Origin of the sequence: Aquidulcibacter paucihalophilus, assembly GCF_002105465.1 — a bacterium.
In the GTDB taxonomy this organism is placed as follows: domain Bacteria; phylum Pseudomonadota; class Alphaproteobacteria; order Caulobacterales; family Aquidulcibacteraceae; genus Aquidulcibacter; species Aquidulcibacter paucihalophilus.
This window is the reverse complement of the sequence record NZ_NCSQ01000072.1, coordinates 31933-56090: the sequence shown is the minus strand read 5'-3', so window position 1 is coordinate 56090 and position 24158 is coordinate 31933. Positions and strand designations below refer to the sequence as shown.

At 56.7% G+C, this 24158-nt stretch carries 26 protein-coding genes and 1 tRNA gene; 17 read left to right on the top strand and 10 right to left on the bottom strand.

The features are described from left to right. The first annotated feature begins 8 nt into the window (after window positions 1-8). From cobT to B7364_RS06325, 5 genes are all read left to right on the top strand, one after another. The gene (cobT, locus tag B7364_RS06345) at window positions 9-1046 is read left to right on the top strand and encodes a nicotinate-nucleotide--dimethylbenzimidazole phosphoribosyltransferase (protein ID WP_085339103.1); all 1038 of its coding nucleotides are present in this window, start codon (window positions 9-11) and stop codon (window positions 1044-1046) included. Beyond that, entirely contained in the window at window positions 1046-2461 is a 1416-nt protein-coding gene (locus B7364_RS06340; protein WP_085339101.1) for a protein adenylyltransferase SelO, read from the top strand. Before cobT ends, B7364_RS06340 begins: the two co-directional genes overlap by 1 nt. Window positions 2462-2661: 200 nt before the next feature. Next, complete coding sequence (locus B7364_RS06335; protein WP_085339100.1) at window positions 2662-3558, top strand: hypothetical protein; 897 nt, start codon at window positions 2662-2664, stop codon at window positions 3556-3558. A 95-nt stretch (window positions 3559-3653) separates the two neighbouring features. Further along, on the top strand, window positions 3654-4631 hold the full coding sequence (locus B7364_RS06330; protein WP_085339099.1) for a retropepsin-like aspartic protease family protein: 978 nt from the start codon (window positions 3654-3656) through the stop codon (window positions 4629-4631). Between the two features lie 21 nt (window positions 4632-4652). After that, complete coding sequence (locus tag B7364_RS06325; RefSeq protein WP_157893538.1) at window positions 4653-5501, top strand: GDSL-type esterase/lipase family protein; 849 nt, start codon at window positions 4653-4655, stop codon at window positions 5499-5501. Here the strand turns inward: B7364_RS06325 and ychF are convergent. The 6 genes from ychF to B7364_RS06295 all read right to left on the bottom strand — a co-directional run bounded on the left by ychF (window position 5498) and on the right by B7364_RS06295 (window position 11348). After that, complete coding sequence (gene ychF / locus B7364_RS06320) at window positions 5498-6595, bottom strand: redox-regulated ATPase YchF (RefSeq protein ID WP_085339095.1); 1098 nt, start codon at window positions 6593-6595, stop codon at window positions 5498-5500. The genes B7364_RS06325 and ychF overlap by 4 nt on opposite strands. Window positions 6596-6701: 106 nt before the next feature. Further along, window positions 6702-7421 carry a hypothetical protein gene (locus tag B7364_RS06315; protein ID WP_085339093.1) on the bottom strand — a complete coding sequence of 240 codons (720 nt, stop codon included), beginning with the start codon at window positions 7419-7421 and terminating at the stop codon, window positions 6702-6704. Between the two features lie 89 nt (window positions 7422-7510). Continuing rightward, on the bottom strand, window positions 7511-8134 hold the full coding sequence (gene pth / locus B7364_RS06310) for an aminoacyl-tRNA hydrolase (RefSeq protein ID WP_085339091.1): 624 nt from the start codon (window positions 8132-8134) through the stop codon (window positions 7511-7513). A 73-nt stretch (window positions 8135-8207) separates the two neighbouring features. Next, window positions 8208-8801 (bottom strand): 50S ribosomal protein L25/general stress protein Ctc, encoded by a 594-nt coding sequence (locus B7364_RS06305; protein WP_085339089.1) that lies wholly within the window; start codon window positions 8799-8801, stop codon window positions 8208-8210. Window positions 8802-9207: 406 nt separating this feature from the next. Continuing rightward, window positions 9208-10050, bottom strand: coding sequence for a hypothetical protein (locus B7364_RS06300; protein WP_157893537.1), 843 nt, complete (start codon window positions 10048-10050; stop codon window positions 9208-9210). A gap of 14 nt (window positions 10051-10064) precedes the next feature. Continuing rightward, complete coding sequence (locus B7364_RS06295) at window positions 10065-11348, bottom strand: cytochrome P450 (RefSeq protein WP_085339086.1); 1284 nt, start codon at window positions 11346-11348, stop codon at window positions 10065-10067. A 234-nt stretch (window positions 11349-11582) separates the two neighbouring features. Between B7364_RS06295 and B7364_RS06290 the strand changes: the two genes are divergently transcribed. After that, window positions 11583-12335 carry a S1 family peptidase gene (locus B7364_RS06290; RefSeq protein WP_085339085.1) on the top strand — a complete coding sequence of 251 codons (753 nt, stop codon included), beginning with the start codon at window positions 11583-11585 and terminating at the stop codon, window positions 12333-12335. Here B7364_RS06290 and msrB read toward each other — a convergent pair. Further along, window positions 12323-12745: a peptide-methionine (R)-S-oxide reductase MsrB gene (gene msrB, locus B7364_RS06285; protein ID WP_085339084.1), complete on the bottom strand. Its 423-nt coding sequence runs from the start codon at window positions 12743-12745 to the stop codon at window positions 12323-12325. The genes B7364_RS06290 and msrB overlap by 13 nt on opposite strands. A gap of 60 nt (window positions 12746-12805) precedes the next feature. Beyond that, window positions 12806-14062 carry a DNA polymerase IV gene (locus tag B7364_RS06280; RefSeq protein WP_232780827.1) on the bottom strand — a complete coding sequence of 419 codons (1257 nt, stop codon included), beginning with the start codon at window positions 14060-14062 and terminating at the stop codon, window positions 12806-12808. A 76-nt stretch (window positions 14063-14138) separates the two neighbouring features. On the opposite strand from B7364_RS06280, the gene B7364_RS06275 reads away from it, so the two are divergent. Together B7364_RS06275 and B7364_RS06270 are read left to right on the top strand one after the other, a co-directional pair. Continuing rightward, window positions 14139-14558, top strand: a complete 420-nt coding sequence (locus B7364_RS06275) for a response regulator (protein ID WP_085339083.1) — start codon at window positions 14139-14141, stop codon at window positions 14556-14558. Window positions 14559-14562: 4 nt separating this feature from the next. Then, a complete protein-coding gene (locus B7364_RS06270) occupies window positions 14563-15927 on the top strand; it encodes a PleD family two-component system response regulator (protein WP_085339082.1) in 1365 nt (454 codons plus the stop codon). Window positions 15928-15946: 19 nt separating this feature from the next. Here B7364_RS06270 and B7364_RS06265 read toward each other — a convergent pair whose 3' ends face one another. Beyond that, the gene (locus tag B7364_RS06265; protein ID WP_085339081.1) at window positions 15947-16438 is read right to left on the bottom strand and encodes an outer membrane protein assembly factor BamE; all 492 of its coding nucleotides are present in this window, start codon (window positions 16436-16438) and stop codon (window positions 15947-15949) included. A gap of 304 nt (window positions 16439-16742) precedes the next feature. On the opposite strand from B7364_RS06265, the gene B7364_RS06260 reads away from it, so the two are divergent. The 7 genes from B7364_RS06260 (at window position 16743) to B7364_RS06230 (ending at window position 21189) form a co-directional block, all read left to right on the top strand. Further along, a complete protein-coding gene (locus tag B7364_RS06260) occupies window positions 16743-17291 on the top strand; it encodes a ubiquinol-cytochrome C chaperone family protein (protein ID WP_085339080.1) in 549 nt (182 codons plus the stop codon). A gap of 75 nt (window positions 17292-17366) precedes the next feature. Then, on the top strand, window positions 17367-18503 hold the full coding sequence (plsX, locus tag B7364_RS06255) for a phosphate acyltransferase PlsX (protein WP_332835075.1): 1137 nt from the start codon (window positions 17367-17369) through the stop codon (window positions 18501-18503). A 2-nt stretch (window positions 18504-18505) separates the two neighbouring features. Then, window positions 18506-19492, top strand: a complete 987-nt coding sequence (locus B7364_RS06250) for a beta-ketoacyl-ACP synthase III (RefSeq protein WP_085339079.1) — start codon at window positions 18506-18508, stop codon at window positions 19490-19492. A 115-nt stretch (window positions 19493-19607) separates the two neighbouring features. After that, window positions 19608-19898 (top strand): integration host factor subunit alpha, encoded by a 291-nt coding sequence (locus tag B7364_RS06245; protein ID WP_085339078.1) that lies wholly within the window; start codon window positions 19608-19610, stop codon window positions 19896-19898. Window positions 19899-19906: 8 nt separating this feature from the next. Continuing rightward, window positions 19907-20425 carry a MerR family transcriptional regulator gene (locus tag B7364_RS06240; protein ID WP_332835074.1) on the top strand — a complete coding sequence of 173 codons (519 nt, stop codon included), beginning with the start codon at window positions 19907-19909 and terminating at the stop codon, window positions 20423-20425. 22 nt (window positions 20426-20447) lie between these two features. Next, window positions 20448-20993, top strand: a complete 546-nt coding sequence (locus tag B7364_RS06235; RefSeq protein ID WP_085339077.1) for a GNAT family N-acetyltransferase — start codon at window positions 20448-20450, stop codon at window positions 20991-20993. A 119-nt stretch (window positions 20994-21112) separates the two neighbouring features. After that, window positions 21113-21189 (top strand) — tRNA-Pro (locus B7364_RS06230). 28 nt (window positions 21190-21217) lie between these two features. Here the strand turns inward: B7364_RS06230 and B7364_RS06225 are convergent. Continuing rightward, complete coding sequence (locus tag B7364_RS06225; protein ID WP_085339076.1) at window positions 21218-21475, bottom strand: DUF2842 domain-containing protein; 258 nt, start codon at window positions 21473-21475, stop codon at window positions 21218-21220. 150 nt (window positions 21476-21625) lie between these two features. On the opposite strand from B7364_RS06225, the gene B7364_RS06220 reads away from it, so the two are divergent. Both B7364_RS06220 and eno read left to right on the top strand, forming a co-directional pair. After that, a complete protein-coding gene (locus tag B7364_RS06220) occupies window positions 21626-22753 on the top strand; it encodes a COX15/CtaA family protein (RefSeq protein WP_085339075.1) in 1128 nt (375 codons plus the stop codon). Between the two features lie 112 nt (window positions 22754-22865). Continuing rightward, entirely contained in the window at window positions 22866-24152 is a 1287-nt protein-coding gene (gene eno / locus B7364_RS06215; RefSeq protein ID WP_085339074.1) for a phosphopyruvate hydratase, read from the top strand. The last annotated feature ends 6 nt before the right edge of the window (window positions 24153-24158 follow it).

Genomic DNA, 24158 nt, shown 5'->3' with positions numbered 1-24158 from the left:
TCACACCCATGCCCCATGATGCCTGCGCAGCTCCCAAACAGCCCTTCGACGATATCCGAGCCCTGCTTCACGACTTGCCCGGCCGCGATGAAGAGGCCAGTGCCCGCACCGCGTGGCGCGAAAGCCAATTGATCAAACCACCGGGGGCGTTGGGCCGCTTAGAGGATATTTCGAATTGGCTTTCAGCTTGGACGGGCAAGAGCCCGCCGCAAGTCACGCGTCCCATTGTTGCGGTTTTTGCGGGCGACCATGGCGTTGCCGCGCGCGGTGTCTCTGCCTATCCCCAAGAAGTTACGCGGCAGATGATTGACGCCATGGCCGCTGGTGGGGCGGCTATTTCGGTTCTGGCCCAGCAAGCCGGGGCAGGCCTGAAGGTCTATGATCTGGCGGTCGGCAAACCCACACCCGATATTGTTGAAGCCGATGCCATGAGCGAGCAGGAATGTGTGGCGACCATGGCTTATGGCATGGAAGTGCTGGCAGAAGGAACCGACCTCTTGGTTCTGGGTGAGGTCGGCATCGGCAACACCACAATTGCTGCCGCCCTGGCATTGGCCCTTTATGGGGGCGAGGCGGGCGCCTGGACAGGGCCCGGTACGGGCGTTGAGGGCAAAGCCCTAGCCGCGAAGCGCGAGGTGGTGGAAGCGGCCGTGGCGCGCTTGGGCGAGGATCGCGATGATCCGCTGAAGGTGCTGGCCCGTGTTGGTGGGCGCGAATTTGCCGCCATGGCTGGCGCAATCCTTGCCGCCCGTCTGCAACGGGTTCCGGTTGTTCTTGATGGCTTTATGGTGGCTGCCGCCGCAGCCGTCTTACACCGCATGAACCCTGAGGCGCTCGATCATTGTATCGTGGGTCATGTCTCGGCCGAGCCCGGCCATCGCGCGCTCTTGGCCCGTTTAGGCAAAAAGCCGATTTTAGACCTCGGCATGGCTTTGGGGGAGGGCACCGGGGCAGCCTTGGCGGTTCAAATCATCAAGTCGGCTGTTGCGTGCCATGCCGGGATGGCAACCTTCGCCGAAGCCGGTGTCGCTGGGCCTAGCCTCTAATGCCGGTCTCCAGCACGTATCAGCCCGATCCGCACTTTTATGGCTTAGGGCCAGAGTTTGGCGATCCGGTTGAGGTGGCAGAATTTCCCATGCATCGCCTGGTGTGGCGCGACCAACGTGCTGCGCAGCGTGTAGGCTTAGACACGTTAAGTGATGCGGAATGGGTTGCCCATTTTGGTCGTTTCGAGAGCTTGCCGAATATGGCCCAGCCGCCAGTGGCCATGCGCTACCACGGCCATCAGTTTCGCACCTATAATCCGCAATTGGGCGACGGGCGGGGCTTTTTGTTTGGTCAGCTTCGCGATCAAAACGGGCGGCTGTTGGATCTGGGCACCAAGGGCTCTGGTCAGACACCTTGGTCGCGGCAAGGCGATGGTCGTCTGACCCTTAAGGGGGGCGTGCGGGAGGTTTTGGCCGCCCGCATGTTAGAAGCCCAGGGCGTCAACACGTCGAAGGCTTTAAGCCTAATTGAGACCGGCGAAAACCTCATCCGCTCGGACGAGCCATCGCCGACACGTTCTGCCGTCTTGGTACGATTGCAGCATAGCCATGTGCGTTTTGGCACATTCCAGCGTCACGCCTTTCTCGACGCACCCGAGCGCTTGACCGCTTTGGTCGACCATTGTGTCGCGCTCTATTATCCGCACCTTCAGGACTTGGAGGGGCCAGCGCGCGCTGCAGCCCTTGTCCGAGAAGTAGCTTTGGCCACGGCAGAGATGGTGGCTGGCTGGATGGCCGCGGGCTTTGTGCATGGGGTCCTTAATACCGACAATATGAATGTGACGGGCGAAAGCTTTGATTATGGCCCGTGGCGCTTCTTGCCAGTTGCAGACGGCAATTTCACCGCCGCTTATTTCGATCAGACTGGCCTTTATGCCTATGGCCGCCAGCCTGAAGCGGGGCTGTGGAACTTAAAGCAATTGGCCGGCGCCTTAACCCCGATTGGCGAGCTTGAGAGCCTGACCGAAGCCGTTCGCGCCTATCCACCGGCCTTCGCGCACGCCCAACAGGCAGCCCTCCTACGTCGTCTTGGCCTGAAGGTTTCGCCTAAGGCTGAAGACAGCCGAACCATGTTGGATGCCATGTTTGCCTTTATGGCCCGATCTGGCGTGTCTTGGGACGGCTTTTTCCATGACTGGTTTGGCGGCCTTGCCAGCGAGGCGCGCGCCATGGCCGGGCCGCGGGCGACATTCTATCAAGGGGAAGACTTTAAGGCTTGGGTGACCTGGCTAGACCAGTTCGCGCCAGAGCGGCCAGAGCGTTTGAGCCATGCCTATTTCCAAACAGCAGAACCAGCCAGTCTGGTGATTGAAGAGGTGGAAGCTTTATGGGCTCGCATCGCTGAACAAGACGACTGGTCTGGCTTTCACCAAAAGCTGGCCGACATTGACCAATTGGGCCTTGCGTTGGCTTAGAGCGGCCCATACTGCAAAAGGCCCCAGAAATTCGGGGTTTCCCACCGTTTACATGGCATTTTATGAGGGGCTTTAGGACCTTTGTAAGTGGCCGTGGCGATAGTGTTGACTGGTTGGGATGACGACCGGGGCTTAAGTCATCATCCAACCCACTTCGCGAAGGAACCTTTTGGTTCACTGTGCACGTGGGAGCCATCGAAATGCATGAACGTTTTGTCGCACTATTGCCTCTGACCCATAGCGTTGACTTTGCCCATGATCAAATCTTGGCGAGGTTGAGTGGCTTGTTTCCATCGCTGACGTCCAAATTGGGCGTTGTGCGTCCAGGCGGTTTTGCCGCTGGCGGCGAGGGTGGACCCTGCTTTTTGTCGGTTGGCCCAAATGTAATTTCCGTCCATCTCTATCCGGGACCACCTAAATTGGCGGAAAGCGAGGATTTAGATGCCTTATGTCCGGCTTGGTTTGGCTTGCGCGACTCCCACCCTAAGATTCACACCCATGTCGTGGTGCGTTCTGAACAAGATGCCCACCATCCAGCCGAGGCGCTCGCCGTAGCCGCCGCTGTTAGCATGGTAACCTCGGCCTTGATCTCGATCGTGCCGGTAGAAGAAGTGATCTGGAAAACCGGCCATGTCAGTATTGAACCTCAAGCCTTTCAACGCACCGCCCTGCGCCTCACTATTCCTGAAATCAAAGTAGGCCATTGGCTGACTTGGCACGTGGTCGAGGGGCCCTTGAGTCCCCAAGGCATGCCCAGCCTGATTTATCATTCCAAGGGCCTTGCACCCTTTTTTGGCCGTGAACTCGAAACCGTTCCCTCCATTCTGCCGCGCGCTGAGATTGAAAAGCGGGTCTTGGCTGTGACGGATTTTTTGATCCTGCATGGGCCGCCAATTCGTGATGACATGCCACTTTATGTGCCAGACCATGATTATGTGCGGGTGCGGCTGCGCGATAGGGGGATGATTGACCCCAATCCTGTCTTGATGCTGCGAATCGAGCCGGCACCTGCATCTGAAACTGGGCGGGCAAACGGGCTAAGGTTTGGCCAGCCCCTGCCTGCTAACGGGGGCTTTGGTCGGCGGGCCCTGAGTTAAGCCTTTGGCAGGGAGAAGGAAATTCGGGCTTTCCTTTTCGAAAATCTGGTCCATGATCCCTGTGTCTCGTCTGTGGCGAACCAAAGGGGTAAGGCATGGCACTCAAGCGTCGCGACCTAGTCACCGGTCTGATAGGTTTTGGTTTTTCTGGCCCTGTTTGGGCGCAAAAAGCCCCGCCTGCGGCAAGTGAAACTGTCACGGTAACCGGCCAGACCCCGATCGTGACATTGCAGACATGGATTGATCTCTATGGCCGTCCAACCGCCGAAGTGAAGCTAAACGGTCAAGGTCCGTTCAAATTTGTTGTCGATACCGGGTCGAACACATCTGTTTTAAGTCCGCGGGTTGCCAAGGCTCTAGAATTGGCAGAATTGCCGATGCGCACCGTCCATGGTGTCACCGGCTCTAGTCAGGCCCATTTTGCCAAAATCGCCCAGATTGAAACCGGGCGGAGTGTTTCCAACAACCTCACCGTCGCCATTATCGATGCCCCCGCCTTAGACAAGCTGGATGGTATCCTTGGCATGGACATGTTTGCTAATCGGCGGGTGCGGTTCAACTTCAGCCGCAAAACGGTCGATCTGGAACCTGCGACCTCACGGCGTCCACGAAGACTGCCCATATCGGTTGGGGTCAAATTGCGTCATGGTTTGTTGATTGAAGCAGAGGGGCGGGTGGGCAATCTTCGCTCTAAATGCATTTTGGACACGGGCGGAGATACCACCATCGTCAATATGGCCATGCTCAACGCACTCAGCGCGCGCGCCAGAAGGCGAACCCGCCCTGAAGAAGCCCCCGTCATACTCGGGGTCACCAACCAACAACTCAATGGGGTGTGGGCCAATCTGCCAGAGTTTAACCTTATCGGCCTCATTATTCGCCGCTTAACCGTGGTGGCCGCTGATGCGCCCGTGTTTAAGCTTTGGGGCCTTGAAAACACCCCCGCCATGCTGGTGGGAATGGATATTCTAAGCCAGGTTGAGACTTTGGTGGTTGACTATCGCCGTCGTGAGGTAGAGCTGCAGTTGCTCTCAAACCTCGTTGGTGGTCAAACCAATATATATCGGGGCTAGCCCGATAAAAGGGATAATATCTTGACAGATCCTGCCGGCACTCGCCGCCAATTTTGTTTCGTCCGCTTCTGTGCTGTCCTGTGTATCCCGCTGCTATTATTGGTTTTTCCTGGCGAGAGCCAAGCCCAGTTTAAGGCAGAGGTACCGCAAGCCCGGGTTGAATATTGGCAAGCCCGCTTAGCCTCCATGGAAGCGCAATTGGCGGATAAACAAGGCTTATCGAGTTATCGGCTTGTGTTCTTGGGCGATTCCATCACCGACTTTTTCCTGATGGGCGAGAATTTGTGGTTTCCCGGTGTCACGAATGGTCGGGCGGTTTGGGATGCGACTTTTGCGGGCCAAGACCCGGCCCTCAAGGCGATCAATCTGGGCATTTCTGGCGACCGCCTTGAGCATATGCTTTACCGTATTCAGCCCAAAGCCCAAGGCGGCCTCGGCCAACTGGATCATAAGGGGTTGAAGCCGGATTATGTGGTCATTCTGGCCGGGATCAATAATTCTTGGGCCAGTGAGACACCGGCCGATGCCAGCATTGTCGCAGGGGTGAAAGCATTGGTCGCCAGCGTCCATGCCCGCCAACCCAAGGCCCGGATCATTCTGCAATCCTTGCTGCCGACCCAAGAAGTGGCGCGAACCCGCGATATTGTGATCCCGGTCAATCGCGAACTTAAGGCCTTTGCCGAACAGGATAAGCAAAAGGCCTATCTAACCTTTGTCGATCTCTATCCCCATTTCCTTAATCCAGAAGGAAGCCAGAATAGCACCTTATTCTATGACGGCCTGCACCCATCCGAAGCGGGGTATCGGGTTTGGCGCGACATATTGGTTGGCGCAATTGCGGCAGATCGCGCCCGCGAAGCGATGCGCTAGGACGTGAAGCGGAAATGCATCACATCGCCGTCCTTTACCACATATTCCTTGCCTTCTAGGCGCATTTTGCCCGCTTCTTTCGCGCCAGTTTCGCCCTTGAAGGCAACATAATCATCATAGGCAATGGTCTCGGCGCGGATAAAGCCTTTTTCAAAATCGCCATGGATGACGCCAGCAGACTTGGGCGCAGTCCAACCACGATGGATGGTCCAGGCGCGCGCCTCTTTAGGGCCGACAGTGAAATAGGTTTGTAGGCCCAACAAGCTATAGCCAGATCGGATCAGCTTATTGAGGCCCGGCTCATCAAGGCCAGCGGCCTCAAGATATTCTGCGGCCTCTTCATCATTAAGGGCCGCAAGCTCTGCCTCCATTTGTGCGCAAATGACAACGGCTGTCGCTTTATGGGCTTGGGCATAGGCTTCTACTTTGGCCGAATATTCGTTGCCGGTCGCAGCCGAGGCTTCATCCACATTGCAGACATAAAGGACCGGCTTTGCCGTCAACAACTGCAACATGTCATAGGCTTTTTGGTCTTCCTTGGCCGGCACAAACAGGCGGGCGGGCTTGCCTTCATCCAAGAGCTTTTTGGCTTCAAGACATAATTCCAACGTCAATTTAGCGTCTTTGTCGCTTTGTTTGGCTTTCTTTTCGAGATTGGGGATGCGCTTTTCCAAGCTTTCCAAATCAGCCAGCATAAGTTCGGTTTCGACGGTCTCTAGATCGGCGAGGGGGTCGATGCGGCCCTCGACATGGGTGATGTCCTCATCGACAAAGCAGCGGGTCACATAGGTGATGGCATCGCATTCGCGGATATTGGCTAGAAACTGATTGCCCAAGCCTTCTCCTTTGGAAGCACCGCGCACAAGGCCTGCAATATCGACGAAATTCATGCGCGCTGGGATGATTTCTTTAGAGCCTGCAATCGCAGCTAAGGCGTTCAGGCGCGGCTCTGGTACCGCCACTTCGCCCACATTGGGTTCAATCGTGCAGAAGGGATAATTGGCAGCCTGTGCGGCGGCTGTCTTGGTGAGAGCATTAAACAATGTGGACTTGCCAACATTGGGCAGGCCCACGATGCCGCATTTGAATCCCATGATGGAGGTCTTCCGTAACTGAGGTGGCGCGCGCGATGATTGCGCGAGAAAAGCGTGCCGTGTCTTAGACAGTTTGCCGTCCAAAAGCACCCATCAATGGCAGGGCTTACGCAACCGCCAAGGTGCGCCACTTTCGCGCATCGGATTGGAAATGGCGCGGTACGCGTGACAGGCGCACATCGAATTCCTGTAACTCACGCGTGGCGTCGACGTCTTTGCCCATGTGGCGCAGAAAGCGAATATAGCGGGCGTGGGCTTCCAGCGTTGGGATGCGCGGTGCGGCAAAGGCATAGGCCTCTTCTGCCTCCTCATTCTGGCCCAAGGCTTCTGCAGCGCGTGCAAAGATAAGGGCTTCTGCTGGCCCCTCATGGCCCAAATCCCGCAAACGGTTGATGCGGTCTAAAGCTTCTTGGTGGCGGCCAAGGTCTACAAAGGCGCGGGCATGGCCCAAAAGGGCTGCATGGTCGTCGACAAATTGGCCTTCAAGGCAGTCCCGATAAAGCCTTTCGGCATTGGTAAAGTCGCCGATTTCGGCGCTGGCATGGGCCAAGCGTAGGCGGTTGCCCATCGTCGGTGTCAGGTCAAAGGCTTCTTGCGCCGCCCGCAATTCCCGCGTCGGGTCTAAAGCGTTACTCACCTGGCGCTCGGCTTTGCGCATGATGGAAAAGAGGCCTGTATGGGGCAGGATCTCAAGCACAACATAAACGGCTGAGCCGATACCGGGCGCAAACAGAATGAAGAATATCCACCAAAAGGGTCGCCCTGTTCGCAGGACGTGAATGATCAAAGTGACCTGAATAACAAAGGAAAGAATCAGAAGGGGCATCGGGCTCGCTATCCTCAAGTATGGGATAGGAGACTCATACAACCTAGGCTTTATTCTGCAAGACGTGGTTTATGCGCCCTAGAACTGGCCTAGTTTCCGTCACCCGTGCCACCGCGCAGCCAGGCTGGAATCGGTGGGGCAGGGGAGAGTTTAGAGACTTCTGTTTGGAAGTGGTCGTGCTTGGCCTCCAACAAAAGGGGGGTCGTGCGGGCAATGGCATCGCATAAGCTGTCGACCCAGACCATTTCGGCGCTTGAGAAATCATCCAACACATGGCTCAGCATTTTTTCGCGCCCGGGATGGCCAACACCCAAGCGGACGCGTTTGAAGTCAGAACCCGATTGGGCCACAATAGACCGCAAGCCATTGTGCCCCGCTGTGCCACCGCCAATTTTGACCCGACACTTACCCGGCGCGAGTTCGACTTCATCATAAAACACAATGACCTTAGCGATGGGGATTTTATGGAACGTCATAAAGCCACCCACACACCGGCCACTCTCATTCATAAAAGTCTGAGGTTTAACGATGATGGTTTTCTGCGGGCCGGCCTCAGTCTCAATCAGGCCTTCGCGCGCCAAGCCCTGTAGGCGGTTGCGTTCGGTACCAAACTGATAGCGCCGCGCAATCTCATCCACGGCCATGAAGCCAATATTGTGCCGGTTCTTGGCATATTTGGCACCGGGATTGCCGAGCCCAACCAATAGAAACATCTGATCACCTCATGATCACAATAAAAAAGCCCCGGACGATGCCGGGGCTTTTATCACAAACATCCAAAAAAGCTTATGCTTCTTCGGCTGCTTCGTCTTGCTTGCCACCGCGGCCGATGATGGTCGCAACAGTGAAGTCGCGGTCGCGGATGCTTGGGCGTGCGCCGTCTGGCATGCGCACGGCTGAGATGTGGATCACATCGCCAATGTCGCGGCCAGCCAAGTCAACGACCAATTCTTCTGGGATTTTGCCAGCTGGCACGTCCAGAGCCACCGTGTGGCGAACGACGTTCAGCGTGCCGCCCTTTTTAATGCCGGGGCAGGTGTCTTGGTTCTGGAAGTGCACAGGCACATCCACCGAGATCACCGAGCCTTCTTCAACCCGATACAGGTCAAAGTGGACAGGCATGTCGGTGATGGGGTCCCACTGCACGTCGCGTGGGATCACAGGCTGGCTTTCGCCGCTGTGGTGCAAATCAACCATGTGGGCCAAGAATTTGCCAGAGCGGATCGCTTTCAGCAATTCCTTGCTGGAAGCGGCAATCGCCACAGGCTCTTTGTTGCCGCCATAAAGGATGCCGGGCACAAGGCCTTCACGGCGGGTCTGGCGAGCGCCACCGGTACCAGTGCGTTCCCGCACTTCAACATTGATCACGATGCCGGTCATCCCCGGTCTCCGTTCGTTGGTGTGTAAAAACTGCGCCGCCTACATGATGCAGGCGGCGCATGAGATTTCATGAAGGCGGGGCTATAGGGGAAAGATGAAAAGAACTCAACAGTGGGTGGCAGCTTTAGACCCGCCTGCTGCTGAATAAATATGTTCCTATCCCATATTGGCCTGCTCGTGGCTGATAGAGCACAGTCATAAGCCTTTTTAGAGGCGCTTGGCCTCGCGTTCTGTGTGAGCGCCGCCCATCCCCGCCACTCCTTTGCCAGTTTAGCTGGGAAAGGCGGGCAAGCCCTGTCACCTTGCTCACCAAGGGTCGTCCTGCCAAGTGGGGTTTAGGGCGCTGCGATTCTCCTCGGCCATGATGGTCGTGAAATCGTGTTGCCTGATGAAATCAACGCCCAGCTCAACCTGCCTTGGCCGTTGGGGCGGTCACAAGATTAGGCGGGTTTAAGGGGCGAAGCGCAATCCCGTTCACACCAACCAAGGCAGGCTGGGGCGCGCTGGCCTTACCCGCACAATCCTTGCCCATTCCCGTCTCGAAACCTTTTTTGTCGAGGGCGACCTTTTGCAAGAAGGTACGACGGGCTAAGATTCTTGCGGGCTCGCCCGGGTTGTCATTGGCTTGCTCGAGAGTTTCGACGATGCGGGTAACATGGGCGCGCGGCACAGCCATTAGATCGACTTTCCGGCGGTAAACCACGGCTTCGGGATCTGCGCCGATGAGGCTTGCGACACACCAATTGCGTCCACCAGGCGGTGCGGGTGGGAGGCGACGGTCGGTGTAAAAGCGCATCGGATCGCCGGTGCTTTGCGTGGTCCGTTGGGCGGCGATCTCACGCTCAAACCCGTTGCAGGCCGGGGTACCAACAGGCGCCAGTACAAAGGTTACAGGGCCTGCTTGACCACTCAGCGGCACTAAGTTCCAGCGGCGGCTATCCTGGGCCGGTAAGGCTGCCCCTTCTGCGAGAGCCTCTGATGTGGTTTGAAAGCTTGCTTGGCCAAACCCCGTGCGCATCGCCTCGGTCACTTCATTGCCACTGCCACGACCATCGGCGAACTGGATGGACGTGGTCAGGATCGGGCTATTGGGCAATATGTCAGGCTCTGCCGCTTGGCAGATGGCCCGCCATGATGGCGTTGAAGCGCTGAGTTCTGTCTGGGAGGATGCGGCTGCACAAGCGCCAAGCCACATTAGGCTCAGCACAACCAAAGATCGGCTGACGCGGGTGAGGGGGGATTTCGCCATCACCTGCATGCACCTCACTTCCGCAAGATCACGCGCATGGACTCATAGCCCTTCACAAAGGAAGAGCGGATGCGGGTGGGTTCTGAGACAACTTGAATGTCGGAGTAACGCTTTAAAGCCTCTTCCCAAACAATCCGCAGTTGCATTTCGGCCAAGCGATTGCCGACACAGCGATGGATGCCAAAGCCAAAGGACAAATGGTTACGTGCACGGGGCCGGTCGATCCAGAAATCATTTGGCCGCTCAATCATTTCCTCATCCCGATTGCCCGAGACATACCACATGACGACCTTGTCGCCCTTCTTTATGAGCTTGCCACCCAATTCCACATCTTCCAGGGCGGTACGGCGCATGTGGGCAAGCGGGGTTTGCCAGCGGATGATTTCAGACACCATGTTCGGAATGATGGAAGGATCGGCGCGTAGTTTCTTGAATTCCTCAGGGTTTTTCGAAAGCGCATAAAGCCCGCCTGTCAAGGAATTGCGTGTGGTGTCATTGCCGCCCACGATCAGCAAGATCAGATTGCCCAGATATTCCAATGGCTCCATATTACGGGTGGCTTCGCCATGGGCGAGCATGGAGATCAAATCATTGCCGCCGCTATTATTGACCCGCTCGTTCCACAAATTGGTGAAATAGGCGAGGCATTCAAAAAGCTCTGCCCGGCGCTGATCTTCAGTTTCGATAATCCCGCCTGGAATGGGTTGAGCGGTGGCAATGTCTGACCATCGGGTCAGCTTGCGGCGGTCTTCCCACGGAAAGTCAAATAGGGTGGCCAGCATTTGGGTGGTCAGTTCGACCGAGACCTTATCCACCCAGTCAAATTCTTGATCGATCGGCAACTCGTCGAAGATCAGATTGACCCGCTCACGGATTGTGCGTTCCATTTTTGCTAAATTGTCTGGGCCCACGATGGGCTGGACGACTTTGCGCTGGGCATCATGCTTGGGCGGGTCCATCGCGATGAACATGGGCAGGATGAAATCGTCATCGAAACCCACAATGGTGATGCCGCCCAAAAAAGCGTCGGAGGAAAATTGATGGTGGTTGGTATCCACCGCCATAATGTCCTTATAGCGTGTTACGGACCAATAGCCGCCGACCCCTTCTTCCTGACTAACGCACCAATGGATCGGGTCTTCTTTGCGCAGGCGCTCAAAATAGGGCCAGTGGCAATCATGGGTCCAGAGTTCGGGCAGGGCGACATCAATCTCTTCCAAGGGAATAGACCAAGCCCGTTTGGCGTGGTGCTCTTGCACCGATTTGAACTCTGCAGGGTTGAAATTGCCGTCGGCCATAGAAGTTCTCCCAAGATCGAGATCTTTTTACGCGATGCTCATTACCTGCATGGGGCCACATTTTGCGGCGCTTGTCACCCCCTGACGCATGCGTCACGTTTGAAAAAATTCGTGCAAGCTCGATTTTACGCAGCCCATGGCCATGTCCGGCCTATTTCCAAAAGCACGCCAAGCCTTTAGCTTTCAAATTGGCACTCCGCCGCCCATGAAAGCCCCCTGAAAAGGACCCCGGACATGGATCTGAATATGGCCTTGATGCGGGCGACGTTTAAGCTGGATCAGCGTCAAGATGATGGTGCGACGACCGTTGGCACGGGCTGGCTTGTGCGATTGCCTGGTGTGGACGGGCGATTGGCGCTGGTCACAGCAGGCCATGTGTTGGACCGGATGCAGCAAGAGCAGGCCTCTATCCATTGGCGTCGTAGGGATGACGAAGGGCGTTGGCATCGCGAACCCGCCCCGGTCCGCATTCGTGATCGGACTGGTGCGCCTTTGTGGCATCGCCATGCGGATCGCGATATCGCCGCTTTAGACCTTAACCCGCCTGCCCATGCCCATGATTGGGCGATTGGCTTTGATCAATTGGCCGATGATGAGGCCCTTAAGTCCTATGATGTGCAGCCCGGCGATGAAATGCTGGCTTTGGGCTATCCCCGTGGCTTATCGGCCAATGAAATTGGTTTTCCGATCCTGCGGGCCGGAAGGGTTGCGTCTTACCCCTTGTGGCCCAGCGCTGATTTTCCAACCTTTTTGATGGATTTTGCCGTCTTTGCCCGCAATTCCGGCGGCCCAGTCTATATGTCAGACCGCGCGCGCAAGCGGGTGGGCGCACGCGATTTTCACGAAGCACAATTCGTCGCCGGGCTCTTGGCCCAACAAGTGGTTTTGACCGATGAGCGTTTGGAAATCGGCATTGTGCTGCACGCTGCCTTTATCCGCCAGTGCCTATTGGGCTTGGAAGCTAAATTAGCCGATCAGCCAGCCTGATCGTCGCTGGCTTGGAACACCAAAACCACGCCATTGATGCACCAGCGTTGACCGGTTGGAGCTGGACCATCGGGGAACACATGGCCTTGATGGGCCCCGCAAGTGGCACAATGGCATTCGGTGCGAGGATATAACAGCTTCCAGTCGGTTTTGGTTCCAACCGCTTCGGCTGAGATCGGCCTTGTGAAGCTGGGCCAACCCGTGCCGGAGTCAAATTTGTCTTCGCTCGCCCACAAAGCGGTACCACAGCCAACGCAATGGAAGGTGCCTTTGCGCTTTTCATCATTGAGGGGCGAGGTAAAGGCGCGCTCTGTGCCTTCTTGGCGGGCGACCTGAAACTGAGCGGGCGTCAGGATCGTTCTCCATTCGGCATCGGTCTTTTCAACTTTGAAGCGGGCGGGCTTGGCCATGATAATCTCCTCTGGGCCTCTTTACGCAGTGCAGGCCCGATTGGTTGCAGTCTGGATGCGTCACATGCCGGTCTTGACGACGCCCTTGCCATAGCGCGCATGCACTGAATCGAGGGCGCGCTCTAGGGCCGCGCGCTTAGGCGCTTGGGTATTTATCAGATCACCTTGATCCGCACCCTCCAGCGCACTGAGGTCTGACAGCCCAACCCCGATCAGGCGGAACGGGCCTTTTGCGATTTCCGCGCTTAACAAGGGCCGCGCTGCATCAAACACAACCCGGCCCGTCGCCGTGGGTTCTGACAAGGTTAGCCGCCGCGTCACTTGTTTAAAGCCGGATGTCTTGAGCTTCAGCGTTACGACCCGGCCCGCATGGCCTTTGGCACGGCTGATCTCGCCGACCTTGGCGCACAGGCGCTGTAAGATCGGTTCTAATTCGTCGAGAGTCTTCAAATCATGATGGAAGGTCGTTTCTGACGAGATGGACTTGCGCTCGCTATCGGGTTCTACGCGACGGTGGTCGATGCCGCGCGCCATATGAGCCAGCCGCGTGCCGCCATCGCCATAACGACGGGTCAGATCTTCAGGTTTTGCCGCTGCAAGGTCACCTATCAGCTGATAACCATCCCGGTTCAGGGCCTTGGCAAAAGCGGGACCTACGCCATGGAGAAAACCCACAGGCCTTGGCCACAAAATCTCGGCCACATCTTCTGGCCCCAAAATCGCAAAGCCGCGTGGCTTGTCGAGGTCGCTGGCTGTTTTGGCGAGAAACTTGTTGCACGAAAGGCCAATCGAGACAGTCAGGCCCATCTCGCTCTCAATCTTGTGCTGAAAGCGCGCCAAAGTCCGGGCAGGGGCACCCTGATGCATTTGGCTCGTGCCGGATAAATCCAAATAGGCCTCGTCAATTGAAACAGGCTCCACCAGGGGCGTCAGGGCCTGCATGGCTTGACGAATGGCGCGTCCCTCCTTGGCGTACAAGGCCATATTGGGGGAAATCACGGTCGCGTCTGGGCAGAGTTTCAGGGCTTTAAACATAGGCATGGCCGAGCGCACACCCGAAGCCCGCGCAAGATAGCAACAAGTTGCCACCACCCCGCGCCGCCCACCGCCGACAATGACGGGCTTATCGCGCAAGTCGGGCTGATCGCGCTTGTGGATTGCTGCATAAAAGGCATCGCAATCAATGTGGGCAATAGAAAAGCTTTGCAGGTTTTTGTGGCTGATTTGCCGTCTCGAGCCGCATTTTGGGCAGCGCAACGCCTGTTCGCTACCCTGAGATACGTCCTGATAAAAACAATCGCGGCATAGACTTGGCAAGGCTCGATTAACTCCCATGCGATACAAGCACATTTCAAGCTTGGGGTCACTCTAAGCAAAAAGATTGGAGCGGAGTATGGCGGCGTCGGTCGCAACTCAAGAAACGGAACAGCCTTTGGCCGAGCCAAAGGCGCAAAAAACCGTGATGATTGTTGAGGATAATGAACTCAACATGCGGCTGTTCCGTGATCTTTTAGCAGCCTTTGGCTATCGCACGGTGGAAACGCGCGACGGCCTGATGGCGCTGGATCTCGCGCGCGCTGAAAAACCCGATCTCATCTTGATGGACATTCAATTGCCAGAAGTTTCTGGCCTCGACATCACGCGTTGGATGAAGGCCGATGATGAATTGGCCAGTATCCCAATCATTGCCGTAACCGCCTTTGCCATGCGGGGTGATGAAGAGCGTTTTCGTGAGGGCGGCTGCCAAGATTATCTCTCGAAGCCCATTTCTGTGGCCACCTTCATTGGCGCTGTGCGTAAGTTCATAGGATAGACCAATGACGGCACGTGTTCTTGTTGTGGATGATGTCGAACCCAATGTTCGCTTGCTCGAAGCCAAGCTTCAGCATGAATATTATACGGTGATCACGTCTAATTCGGGCGAAGATGCCATCGTCAAAGCCAATCGTGAAAATCCCGATGTCATCCTGCTCGATGTGATGATGCCGGGCCTTGATGGGTTTGAGACCTGTAAGCGGCTGAAGGAAGATCCCGCCACACGCCATATTCCCGTGGTGATGGTCACCGCACTCGACCAGCGCGAGGACCGGGTTAAGGGTCTTGCTGTCGGGGCCGATGATTTCCTCTCCAAGCCGATTGATGACATTACCCTGTTTGCGCGGGTTAAATCGCTCGCCCGCTTTAAGGCTGTGGCTGACGAATTGCGATTGCGTGAAGCCGCCGGTCGCCGCATGGGCGTGATTGAAGGCGGGGCTAATCGCGAATTGGGCCTCAATGCTCGTATCCTGATCGTGGAAGATGACCCCCGCCGGGCTGCGCGCTTAAAGCGCACACTCGAAGTCGAGCAGCGCCCCATGTTGATGCAGGATTCCAACGAATTGGGGCCGATGGGGCAATCGACCGTCGAATTGATGATTATCTCCGCCGCGGGTGCATCCTTTGACGGCCTGCGCCTTGCCGCCCATGTGCGCGGCCAAGAAAGCACCCGCAGCTTACCCATCTTGGCGATCTGCGAGCCGGAAGAAAAAGTCAAAGCGCTGCGCGCGCTCGAAGTGGGCGTGAACGACTTCATCTATCGCCCAATTGATGATGAAGAATTGTTGGCCCGCACCCGAACCCTAATCAAACGCAAGCGTCATATTGATCAACTGCGCTTGACGGTGGATTCGAGCATGGAATTGGCCGTGACTGACCAACTGACCGGCCTGCACAATCGCCGCTATATGGAAAGCCAGCTCAAGTCCTTGCTGGCCCGCGCCGCGCGCGGTGGCCCGCCCGTCTCGGTGCTGATTGCCGACATCGACCATTTTAAGCGTGTCAACGACTTGTTCGGCCATGATGCTGGCGACAATGTGATCCGCGAATTTGCCGCGCGCTTGGCCTCGAACTTCCGGCCGCGCGACTTAGCCTGCCGTTATGGCGGGGAAGAATTCGTGGTCATTATGCCCGAAACCAATGCCAACGACGCCAATATGATTGCAGAGCGTTTGCGCGCCTCCATCGAAGAGGCCGCTTTCTTCATTGGTGCGGCCCGCGACACTTTGGAAGTAACCTGCTCAGTTGGCGTCGCGGTCGCCAAAAACAGCGAGCTCGACTACGAATCCGTCCTCAAACGTGCCGACGAAGCCCTCTATGTGGCCAAGCGCAGCGGGCGGAATAAGGTTGTGTCGCAGGCGGCTTGAGCGCGGCTACCGCTCACCCCTAATTCCGGCGGGGACCACCCGCAGAAGTCGGCAGATTGGGGTCAGAGCCGGGGAGTTGGACGGGGGCGCGGCCGATGGAGCCGAAGATTTGTTCAAGGAAGGTGACTTCGCGGCCGCGGGTCGGGGTGCGGCGGGTGTCGAAATCAATCACGCGGCCATCGGCGAGGCTGTATTTGCGCACACCTGCTACCTTGTCTGAGTCATCAAACGAGATGGCAACAATGGTGCGTTCCATCGTACGGGGGCGGTAGAAGGCCGTCTGCTTTTGGATGGAGGAAATGTAATACCACGTCTGCTCGTCAAAGGTGCCGGTCTGCGACGGATTGCCCATTCGGCTCAACACGGTCTCCTTGGTGTCCACCCCGTCTTGGAAGGCAGCCGTTTGGCTTTCGTCTGCAAGGAAACCGCGCCGGTCAATCACGCCAGTGCAAGCCCCTAGAAGCGAGGTGCCACAGAGCAGAGCAACAGCAACCAAATTTCTTCCGCGCATCGTGTGTATCCCATTTAAGCCGGCCCCATTGGGGTGCTTGCTTCGTGCTTTGCCTGCCCATAACGCGCAATTGGCAACAAATTATGGCAAAAATGCCAAAGAATTGATGCTGTACCTGTCACAGCGCTGTAGATGTCTCTGCACCTTGAGCCAAAAATATGGCAAAGCCCGCAGTGCTTGCCTTGACCTAGCCCGCCGGAATGTAAGGTTCAAGCCTAAGGTTCACGTTCCAGCTTCATCTTGAAGTGTTTAGAGCCGACCCACAGGTGTGTGGGCGGTTGGTTTCTCCCCGTACAGGTCCCCTATGCCCACAAATTTGATCTCTCGCCTGTTTCGCAAAAAGCCCATCAAACAGGCAGCCCGCGCGCTTTATGATCAGTTGAGTTTAGCCGCCCGCGACCCCGATCTCTATGGGGAAGGCCGCGTCCCCGATAGCCCCGATGGCCGGTTTGAGCTGTTGGCTTTGCATGCCTCGGTGCTGTTTGCCCGCCTGTCCAAGCGCGGCGATCAAGCCGAAGAGACCTCGCAAGAGGTCTTCAACATCATGTTTTCGGCCCTCGATCATGCTTTACGCGAATTAGGCGTGGGTGATCTGTCGGTGGGCAAGCGAATCAGAAAGCTGGCGGAAAGCTTTTATGGCCGTATGGCGATCTATACCGGTGCCCTGCAATTGCCCGAGGGCGAACAAATGGGCGTTCTGGCCGAAGCCATCGGCGTCCATGTGCTGGAGAAAGACCCTGCAGCACAAGGCTTTGCTGCTGAATTGGCCTCACGCATCCGTGACTGGACGCTTGACCTGCAAGGGGTTGCAGACGACACTCTTCTCCGGGGCGAACTGCCCCTGCCACGCTGAAAAGCCATGGAAACTGCAGCGATTTGACCAGAATCGTCTGAATAATGTCATGGAGTTTCGCCAAGTGTGTGGGTAATGCCGCCTCGCAGTGCTGACGGCTTCGTCGGCGAAGGCGCAGAGGCAAACGCCCAAGGAGACGGGATGACAAGTGGCTTAACGCTATCGATCGACGCCATGGGCGGGGATCACGCACCAGATGCAATCCTGAAGGGGGTGGACCTGTTTGCGCACGAAAACCCTGGCGCGCGCTTTATTTTACACGGCGATCAGGCGGCCCTTGATCGCCTATTGGCGGGCCTTCCCGACGCGGCATCGGCTAGCGAGGTTCGCCACACAGCCGAGATTGTGCCGATGGATGCCAAGCCCAGCCAAGCCATGCGCAAAAAAGGCACCAGCATGTGGAATGCCATCGCCTCGGTAAAGGCGGGCGAGGCTGCGGCTGTCGTATCTGCGGGCAATACGGGTGCTTTGATGGCCGTCGCGCATTTGCAATTGCGCACCATGGAAGGCCTGCATCGCCCGGCCATTACCGCTTCTTGGCCCACGCCAAAAGGCCATTGTGTGGTGCTGGATGTGGGCGCAAACGTTGATTCTGACCCGAACCAATTGGTGGATTTTGCCATTATGGGGGAGGCTTTTGCCAAGGCGCTCTACGGGTTGGATCGGCCGAAAATTGGTCTATTGAACGTTGGCTCGGAAGAAGTGAAGGGCCATGACGACATTCGCGAGGCCATGCGCCTATTACGTCTGTACGGCGCGACGCTGGATTTGGACGTCCACGGTTTCGTTGAAGGCAATGATATTTCCATGGGCAAGACCGATGTGGTCGTCACCGATGGCTTTACCGGCAACATTGCTTTGAAGACGGCCGAAGGGGCGGCCCGCTTGGTGGGGGCCTTTCTGAAAGAGGCATTGACCTCAAGCCCGCTGGCCATGGCTGGCGCGCTTTTGGCCTCGTCTGGCTTGAAAAAATTGAAAGCCCGCATGGACCCCAGCAATTCAAACGGTGGGGTGTTCTTGGGCCTGAATGGTCTTGTTATCAAATCCCATGGCGGCACCGATGCGCGCGGCTTTGCTAATGCGATGGCGGTGGGCGCGCGCTTGGCATCAAGCTCTTACATGACCCAAGTGGCCGATAATTTGTTGCGGCTGTCGGCCGTACGGGCTGCGGCGCAATCCAGCGCGCCTTCGCCGGTGGTGGAGGCGGAATAGCCATGGCACATGCTTCTGGTCTGATGCGATCGGTCTTTTTGGGCAGTGGCGCGATGACGCCAGAACGCATTGTGACCAATGCCGAACTTGAAACCATGGTCGACACCAGTGATGCGTGGATTCAAGAGCGCACCGGCATTGCCCAGCGCGCGGTCGCAGGACCCCTTGAGACCACGGCAAGTTTGGGGACTGAAGCAGCCCGGCGGGCCTTGGCCGATGCCACGTTAAAGCCCGAAGATATTGATCTGATCGTGTGTGCCACCTCTACACCTGATCGCACCTTTCCAGCGACCGCGACCTTGATTCATGCTGAGCTGGGAATTCCGGTTGCGATTGCCTTTGATGTCCAAGCCGTCTGCTCAGGATTCGTCTATGCGCTGTCAGTTGCCGACGCGCTGGTGCAAACCGGGCAGGCAAAAACCGCACTTGTTATCGGGGCAGAGACTTTTTCCCGTATCTTGGACTGGTCTGACCGCACAACGGCCGTTTTATTCGGCGACGGGGCCGGGGCGATGATTCTGGGGTCGGTGCCGGCTGAAGAAGCGGGTGGTCGGGGCGTCCTTGCCCATGCGCTGCGGGCCGACGGGCGCCATGCCGATTTGCTTTATGTTGATGGCGGCGCTTCCCAAGGTGGGCGCATTGGCAAACTCAAAATGCAAGGCCAAGCGGTTTTTCGTCATGCTGTTGGCAATATTTCTGAAGCAATTGCAGCATGTTGCGCCAAGGCTGGCGTGGAAGTGGCCGATATTGACTGGTTTGTGCCCCACCAAGCCAACCGGCGCATTTTGGAAGGGGTCGCCCGCCGCATGGGCTTGGATGACCACAAAGTGATCACCACCGTAACCCAGCATGGCAATACGTCTGCGGCCTCTGTGCCCCTGGCTTTTGAAGTCGCGCGCCAAGATGGCCGCATCAAAAAGGGTGATTTGGTGCTTTTGGAAGCCATGGGCGGTGGATTTACGTGGGGTGCGTCATTGATCCGGCTGTAGGGGGACTGGACGTATTGTAAAATAGGGGTTTAATGAGCTTGTAGCTAAAGTGGAGACTGGATGGATGCACCACAAAGTGGGCGTTGTTCTAGCAAGCCAATAAGGGGGGCAAGACGTGGGTAAAACGCTAACTCGCGCAGATTTGATTGACGCTTTAGGGCGTGAAGTGGGTTTGTCGCGGAATGATTGTTCAGATTTACTTGAATCCATGCTGGAGCATTTGGCCAAGACGCTTGAACGCGGCCAATTGGTAAAGCTTGCGCGGTTTGGCAATTTCAGTGTTAGAGCCAAGCGCCCCCGAATCGGGCGAAACCCAAAGACAGGCGTTGAAGCAACCATTTCTGCGCGCCGTGTGGTAAGTTTCAAAGCTTCCCAAATCATGCGGGAGCGGGTTGAAAAAGGCTGAGTGTAAAGGTGGCAGGCATCGAAAAAGGGGAACAGGCCTTTCGGACGATTACCGAGGCTGCTGAGCTCTTGGATGTGCCTGCCCATGTCTTGCGCTTCTGGGAAGGGAAATTCCCCCAATTGCGGCCGCTCAAGCGGGCCGGGGGGCGCAGGCACTATCGGCCAGAAGATATGGCCCTGTTGCGCGGCATCCGCGCGCTTCTGCAAGAAGACGGCTATCAGCTCAAAGGTGTTCAAAAGGTTTTGAAGGACCAGGGCGTTGCTTTTGTGCGGTCACGTGGGGCTGGCACACAGGGCGATGTCTTGCCACCCATCAAGCCAGATCCGGAAGTTTTGGCGCTTGGGGCTGCGGCCCGCGGGCCTGTCTATCCGCTTTCACCCGTCACAGCCGAAGCAGAGGCACCAACAGCGGCAACACAGGCCCCTAGCCAAGCCGATCAAACACGCTTGCGGGCGGCTCTTGAAAAGTTGGAACGGGCCGAGGCGATTTTATCTGCTGTCGCCGCCTTTCAGCGCCGCGCTTCCTGATCGCGTCTTAAGGGCTGTTTTCATGTCTGCTCTCACCATTCGACTTGCCACGCCCGCAGATCGCGACGCGATTGTGACCTTGATGCAGCGCGCCTATCGCGGTGAGGAGAGCAAACAGGGCTGGACCTCAGAGGCCGATCTGATTGATGGCGAACGGATTACGCCAGGAGCAATTGATCAGGTGGTGGAAAGCCCCCATCACCGCTTTTTGATCGCAGAAGATAAAGCAGGCCAATTAATCGGGTGCGCGGATATCGAGCAGCTCACCTTAACACCTAAAACCTGCAGCTTTGGGAAATTTGCGGTTGAACCAACGCTTCAGGGCGGGGGGGTGGGCAAAGTCCTCATGCAGGCTGCCGAAGCTGAAGCGCGCCGCGCATTTGCGGCAACCCGCATGGTGATGACGGTGATTGAAGGCCGCCAAGAGTTGATCGCCTTTTATGCGCGTCGCGGATATGCCGCTACCGGCCATCGCGTCTCCATGTCTGATATTCATTCCGACCCATTGATGACGCGCGGCCATGACCTGATCTTGCTGGAATTTGCCAAGAATCTCGATCAAGATTGAGGCTCGACTTCACGGCAGGTGGCCTTGTGTGAGAAATCTCTGACAAGAGCGATTGCCGCCAACACTTTGGCCGTCTATAGCCGCTGCCTCGCAGCAGTCACCTGCCTGCGAACAAAGGTCGGAGCGTAGCGCAGCTTGGTAGCGCACTTGTCTGGGGGACAAGGGGTCGTGGGTTCGAATCCCGCCGCTCCGACCATTTCACCCCAAAGTTTCCAACAGAGGGTTTAGCCCCGCTTGCGCACGGCCGCCGCTTCGGGGGGCTTCTCTGCGGCATCTTCGTCTGGATCAGGTTTACGCATCCACATATAAACCGGATAGAGCGGCACTACCCAGATCAGGCCTGCAATCGCAAAATAGGTGATTTGCGCGTACCAAGGCTTGTCTGCAAACAAAGCACCGACTGAAGCTGCAAAGAAAGAATAAACCACCAAGACAACCAATGTCAGGCAAATTCCGATGGCGCGTCGATGCGTCGCTTTCACATGCTTCTCCCTTGATCCTTGGTCTCTTTAACCTGTAAGCAGACCGCGCTGCAAACCACGTCGCTGTGAGCGGTCCGCTGGTCCACCTTTCGGCCTTGCCTTGGGCAGTTGGCCAACTAACTGTAGCGCTACTTAGGACGCCAAGCTGCCATGACCAATGCATTGCCTGTTTCCAATTTGCGACGTGACGTAACTTTGCCCGAGCAGCGGCAACGCCTCTATGATGTGCGTGTGGGCACCTGGTTGTTGTTTATTGCTTTTTTGGTTCTGTGCATGGTGATTGTTGGTGGGGCAACGCGGCTGACAGATTCAGGCCTTTCGATCACCCATTGGTCGCCTATCCATGGTGCAATCCCCCCCTTGAATGCAGAGCAATGGGCACAAGAATTTGCGCTCTATCGGCAAATCCCTGAGTATCAGCTGCAAAACAAAGGCATGAGTCTGGGTGAGTTTCAGTTCATTTTCTGGTGGGAATGGGCCCACCGACTCCTCGGCCGCGTGGTTGGTTTGGCCTTTGCCATCCCCTTGATTGTGTTTGCGGTGATGCGGCACCTGCGCCCCAGCATGACGCCTTGGCTGATTGGTATGTTTGCTTTGGGTGGCCTGCAAGGCTTTATCGGCTGGTGGATGGTAAGTTCTGGCCTCAGTGGCGACCGATTGGATGTGGCTGCCTATCGCCTGGCAACCCACCTGTCCTTAGCCATCCTGCTGATGAGTTTGGCATTGTGGACGGCGCTCGACCTGTTGACGCCCAAGCAGGCCCATCAGGGTGATGCGAAAGTGGCGCCTTGGGCGATTGGCTTTGTTATTTTCTTGGCTGTTCAAATCGTTCTGGGAGCCTTTGTGGCGGGAACCGATGCAGGCCTTGTCAATAATGATTGGCCGACCTTTGCAGGCGGGCTCTATCCAAAGGATTATGCAGCCCTCAGCCCGATTTGGCGCAATTTTGTGGAAAATACCTCCACCATCCAATTCAACCACCGCCTGGGAGCCTATGGGATTGGTATTTTTATGGTGTTGGTCTGGCTGCAAACGCGCAAGTCGAGTCAGCGCGATATCGTGCTCTGGGGCCATGCAGTGGCGATTTTGGTGGCGTGCCAAATGCTGTTGGGCATTTCGACCTTGATTGGATTTGGCCGATGGGCTCCTCCGCAAATCGAGGGGGTTCTTCTCGGCGTTGCACACCAGGGCCTTGGGGCAATCCTATTTGCCAGCGCCATGATGTTGATGCGCGCGAGCCTGAAGCCCAAGGTTCACCCGCTTAAGCTTGCAGTCTAGCATAGGCTAGGTGCGTCTTTAGCCTAGCAATGCGCGCGCGGTCGCGCTAACCCGCTTGGCGAACGCAGCGGATGGATTGCCGCACGCTGCAGCCAGTGAGGTGGAGCTTCCTATGACCGCAATTATCGATATCGTTGGCCGTGAAATCCTCGACAGCCGGGGCAATCCGACTGTGGAGGTCGATGTTATTCTCGAAGACGGCTCTTTTGGCCGCGCTGCGGTACCATCTGGCGCATCCACCGGCGCGCATGAAGCGGTTGAAAAGCGCGATGGCGACAGCGCCCGCTATTTGGGCAAAGGCGTTCTGGACGCGGTGGAAGCCGTCAATGGCGAGATTTTTGAGACGCTTGAAGGCTTTGAGGCTGAAGATCAGCGCCATATTGACGATATTTTGATCGAGTTGGATGGTACGCCAAATAAGTCCCGCTTGGGGGCAAATGCCATTTTGGGTGTCTCTTTGGCCGTGGCAAAAGCTGCTGCAGAGGCAGCCAGCCAGCCGCTCTATAAGTATGTGGGCGGCGTCAATGCCCGCGTGCTGCCTGTGCCGATGATGAATATTATCAATGGTGGGGCTCATGCCGATAACCCCATCGATATCCAAGAATTCATGATCATGCCGCTGGGCGCTGATACGTTTGGCGAAGCGGTCCGCATGGGATCTGAAATCTTCCATACGCTCAAAAAGTTGTTGAAGGATGCGGGCCATAGCACCAATGTGGGCGATGAAGGCGGCTTTGCGCCAAACCTGTCGTCGGCTGAAGAAGCCTTGAGCGTCATCATGAAAGCCATTGAAAAGGCAGGCTATAAGCCCGGCGAAGATGTGTCTTTGGCGCTTGATTGTGCGGCCACTGAATTCTTCAAGGACGGCAAATATGCCATGACAGGCGAGGGCAAGACTTTGGCCCCAGACGATATGGCCCGCTACCTCGAAGGCCTCGTCAGCAAATTCCCCATCGTTTCCATCGAAGATGGCATGTCGGAAGATGATTTTGTGGGTTGGGCTGCGCTGACCCAGCTTTTGGGCAAGAAGTGCCAATTGGTTGGCGATGATTTGTTCGTGACCAATCCTGCGCGCCTGCAACAAGGTATTCGCGATGGTTTGGCCAATTCCATCCTCGTGAAGGTCAACCAAATCGGTACGCTTTCGGAGACGTTAGATGCGGTCGAGATCGCGCACCGCAATGGCTATACGTCGGTGATGTCGCACCGCTCTGGCGAGACTGAGGATGCAACCATTGCCGATCTGGCGGTGGCGACCAATTGTGGGCAGATCAAGACGGGTTCTCTGGCCCGCGCTGACCGCACCGCCAAGTATAACCAATTGATCCGCATTGAAGAAATGCTGGAAGGCCAAGCCGTCTTTGCGGGGCACGGTGCGTTGAAGATCGCCCGCGGGTGATTTGCT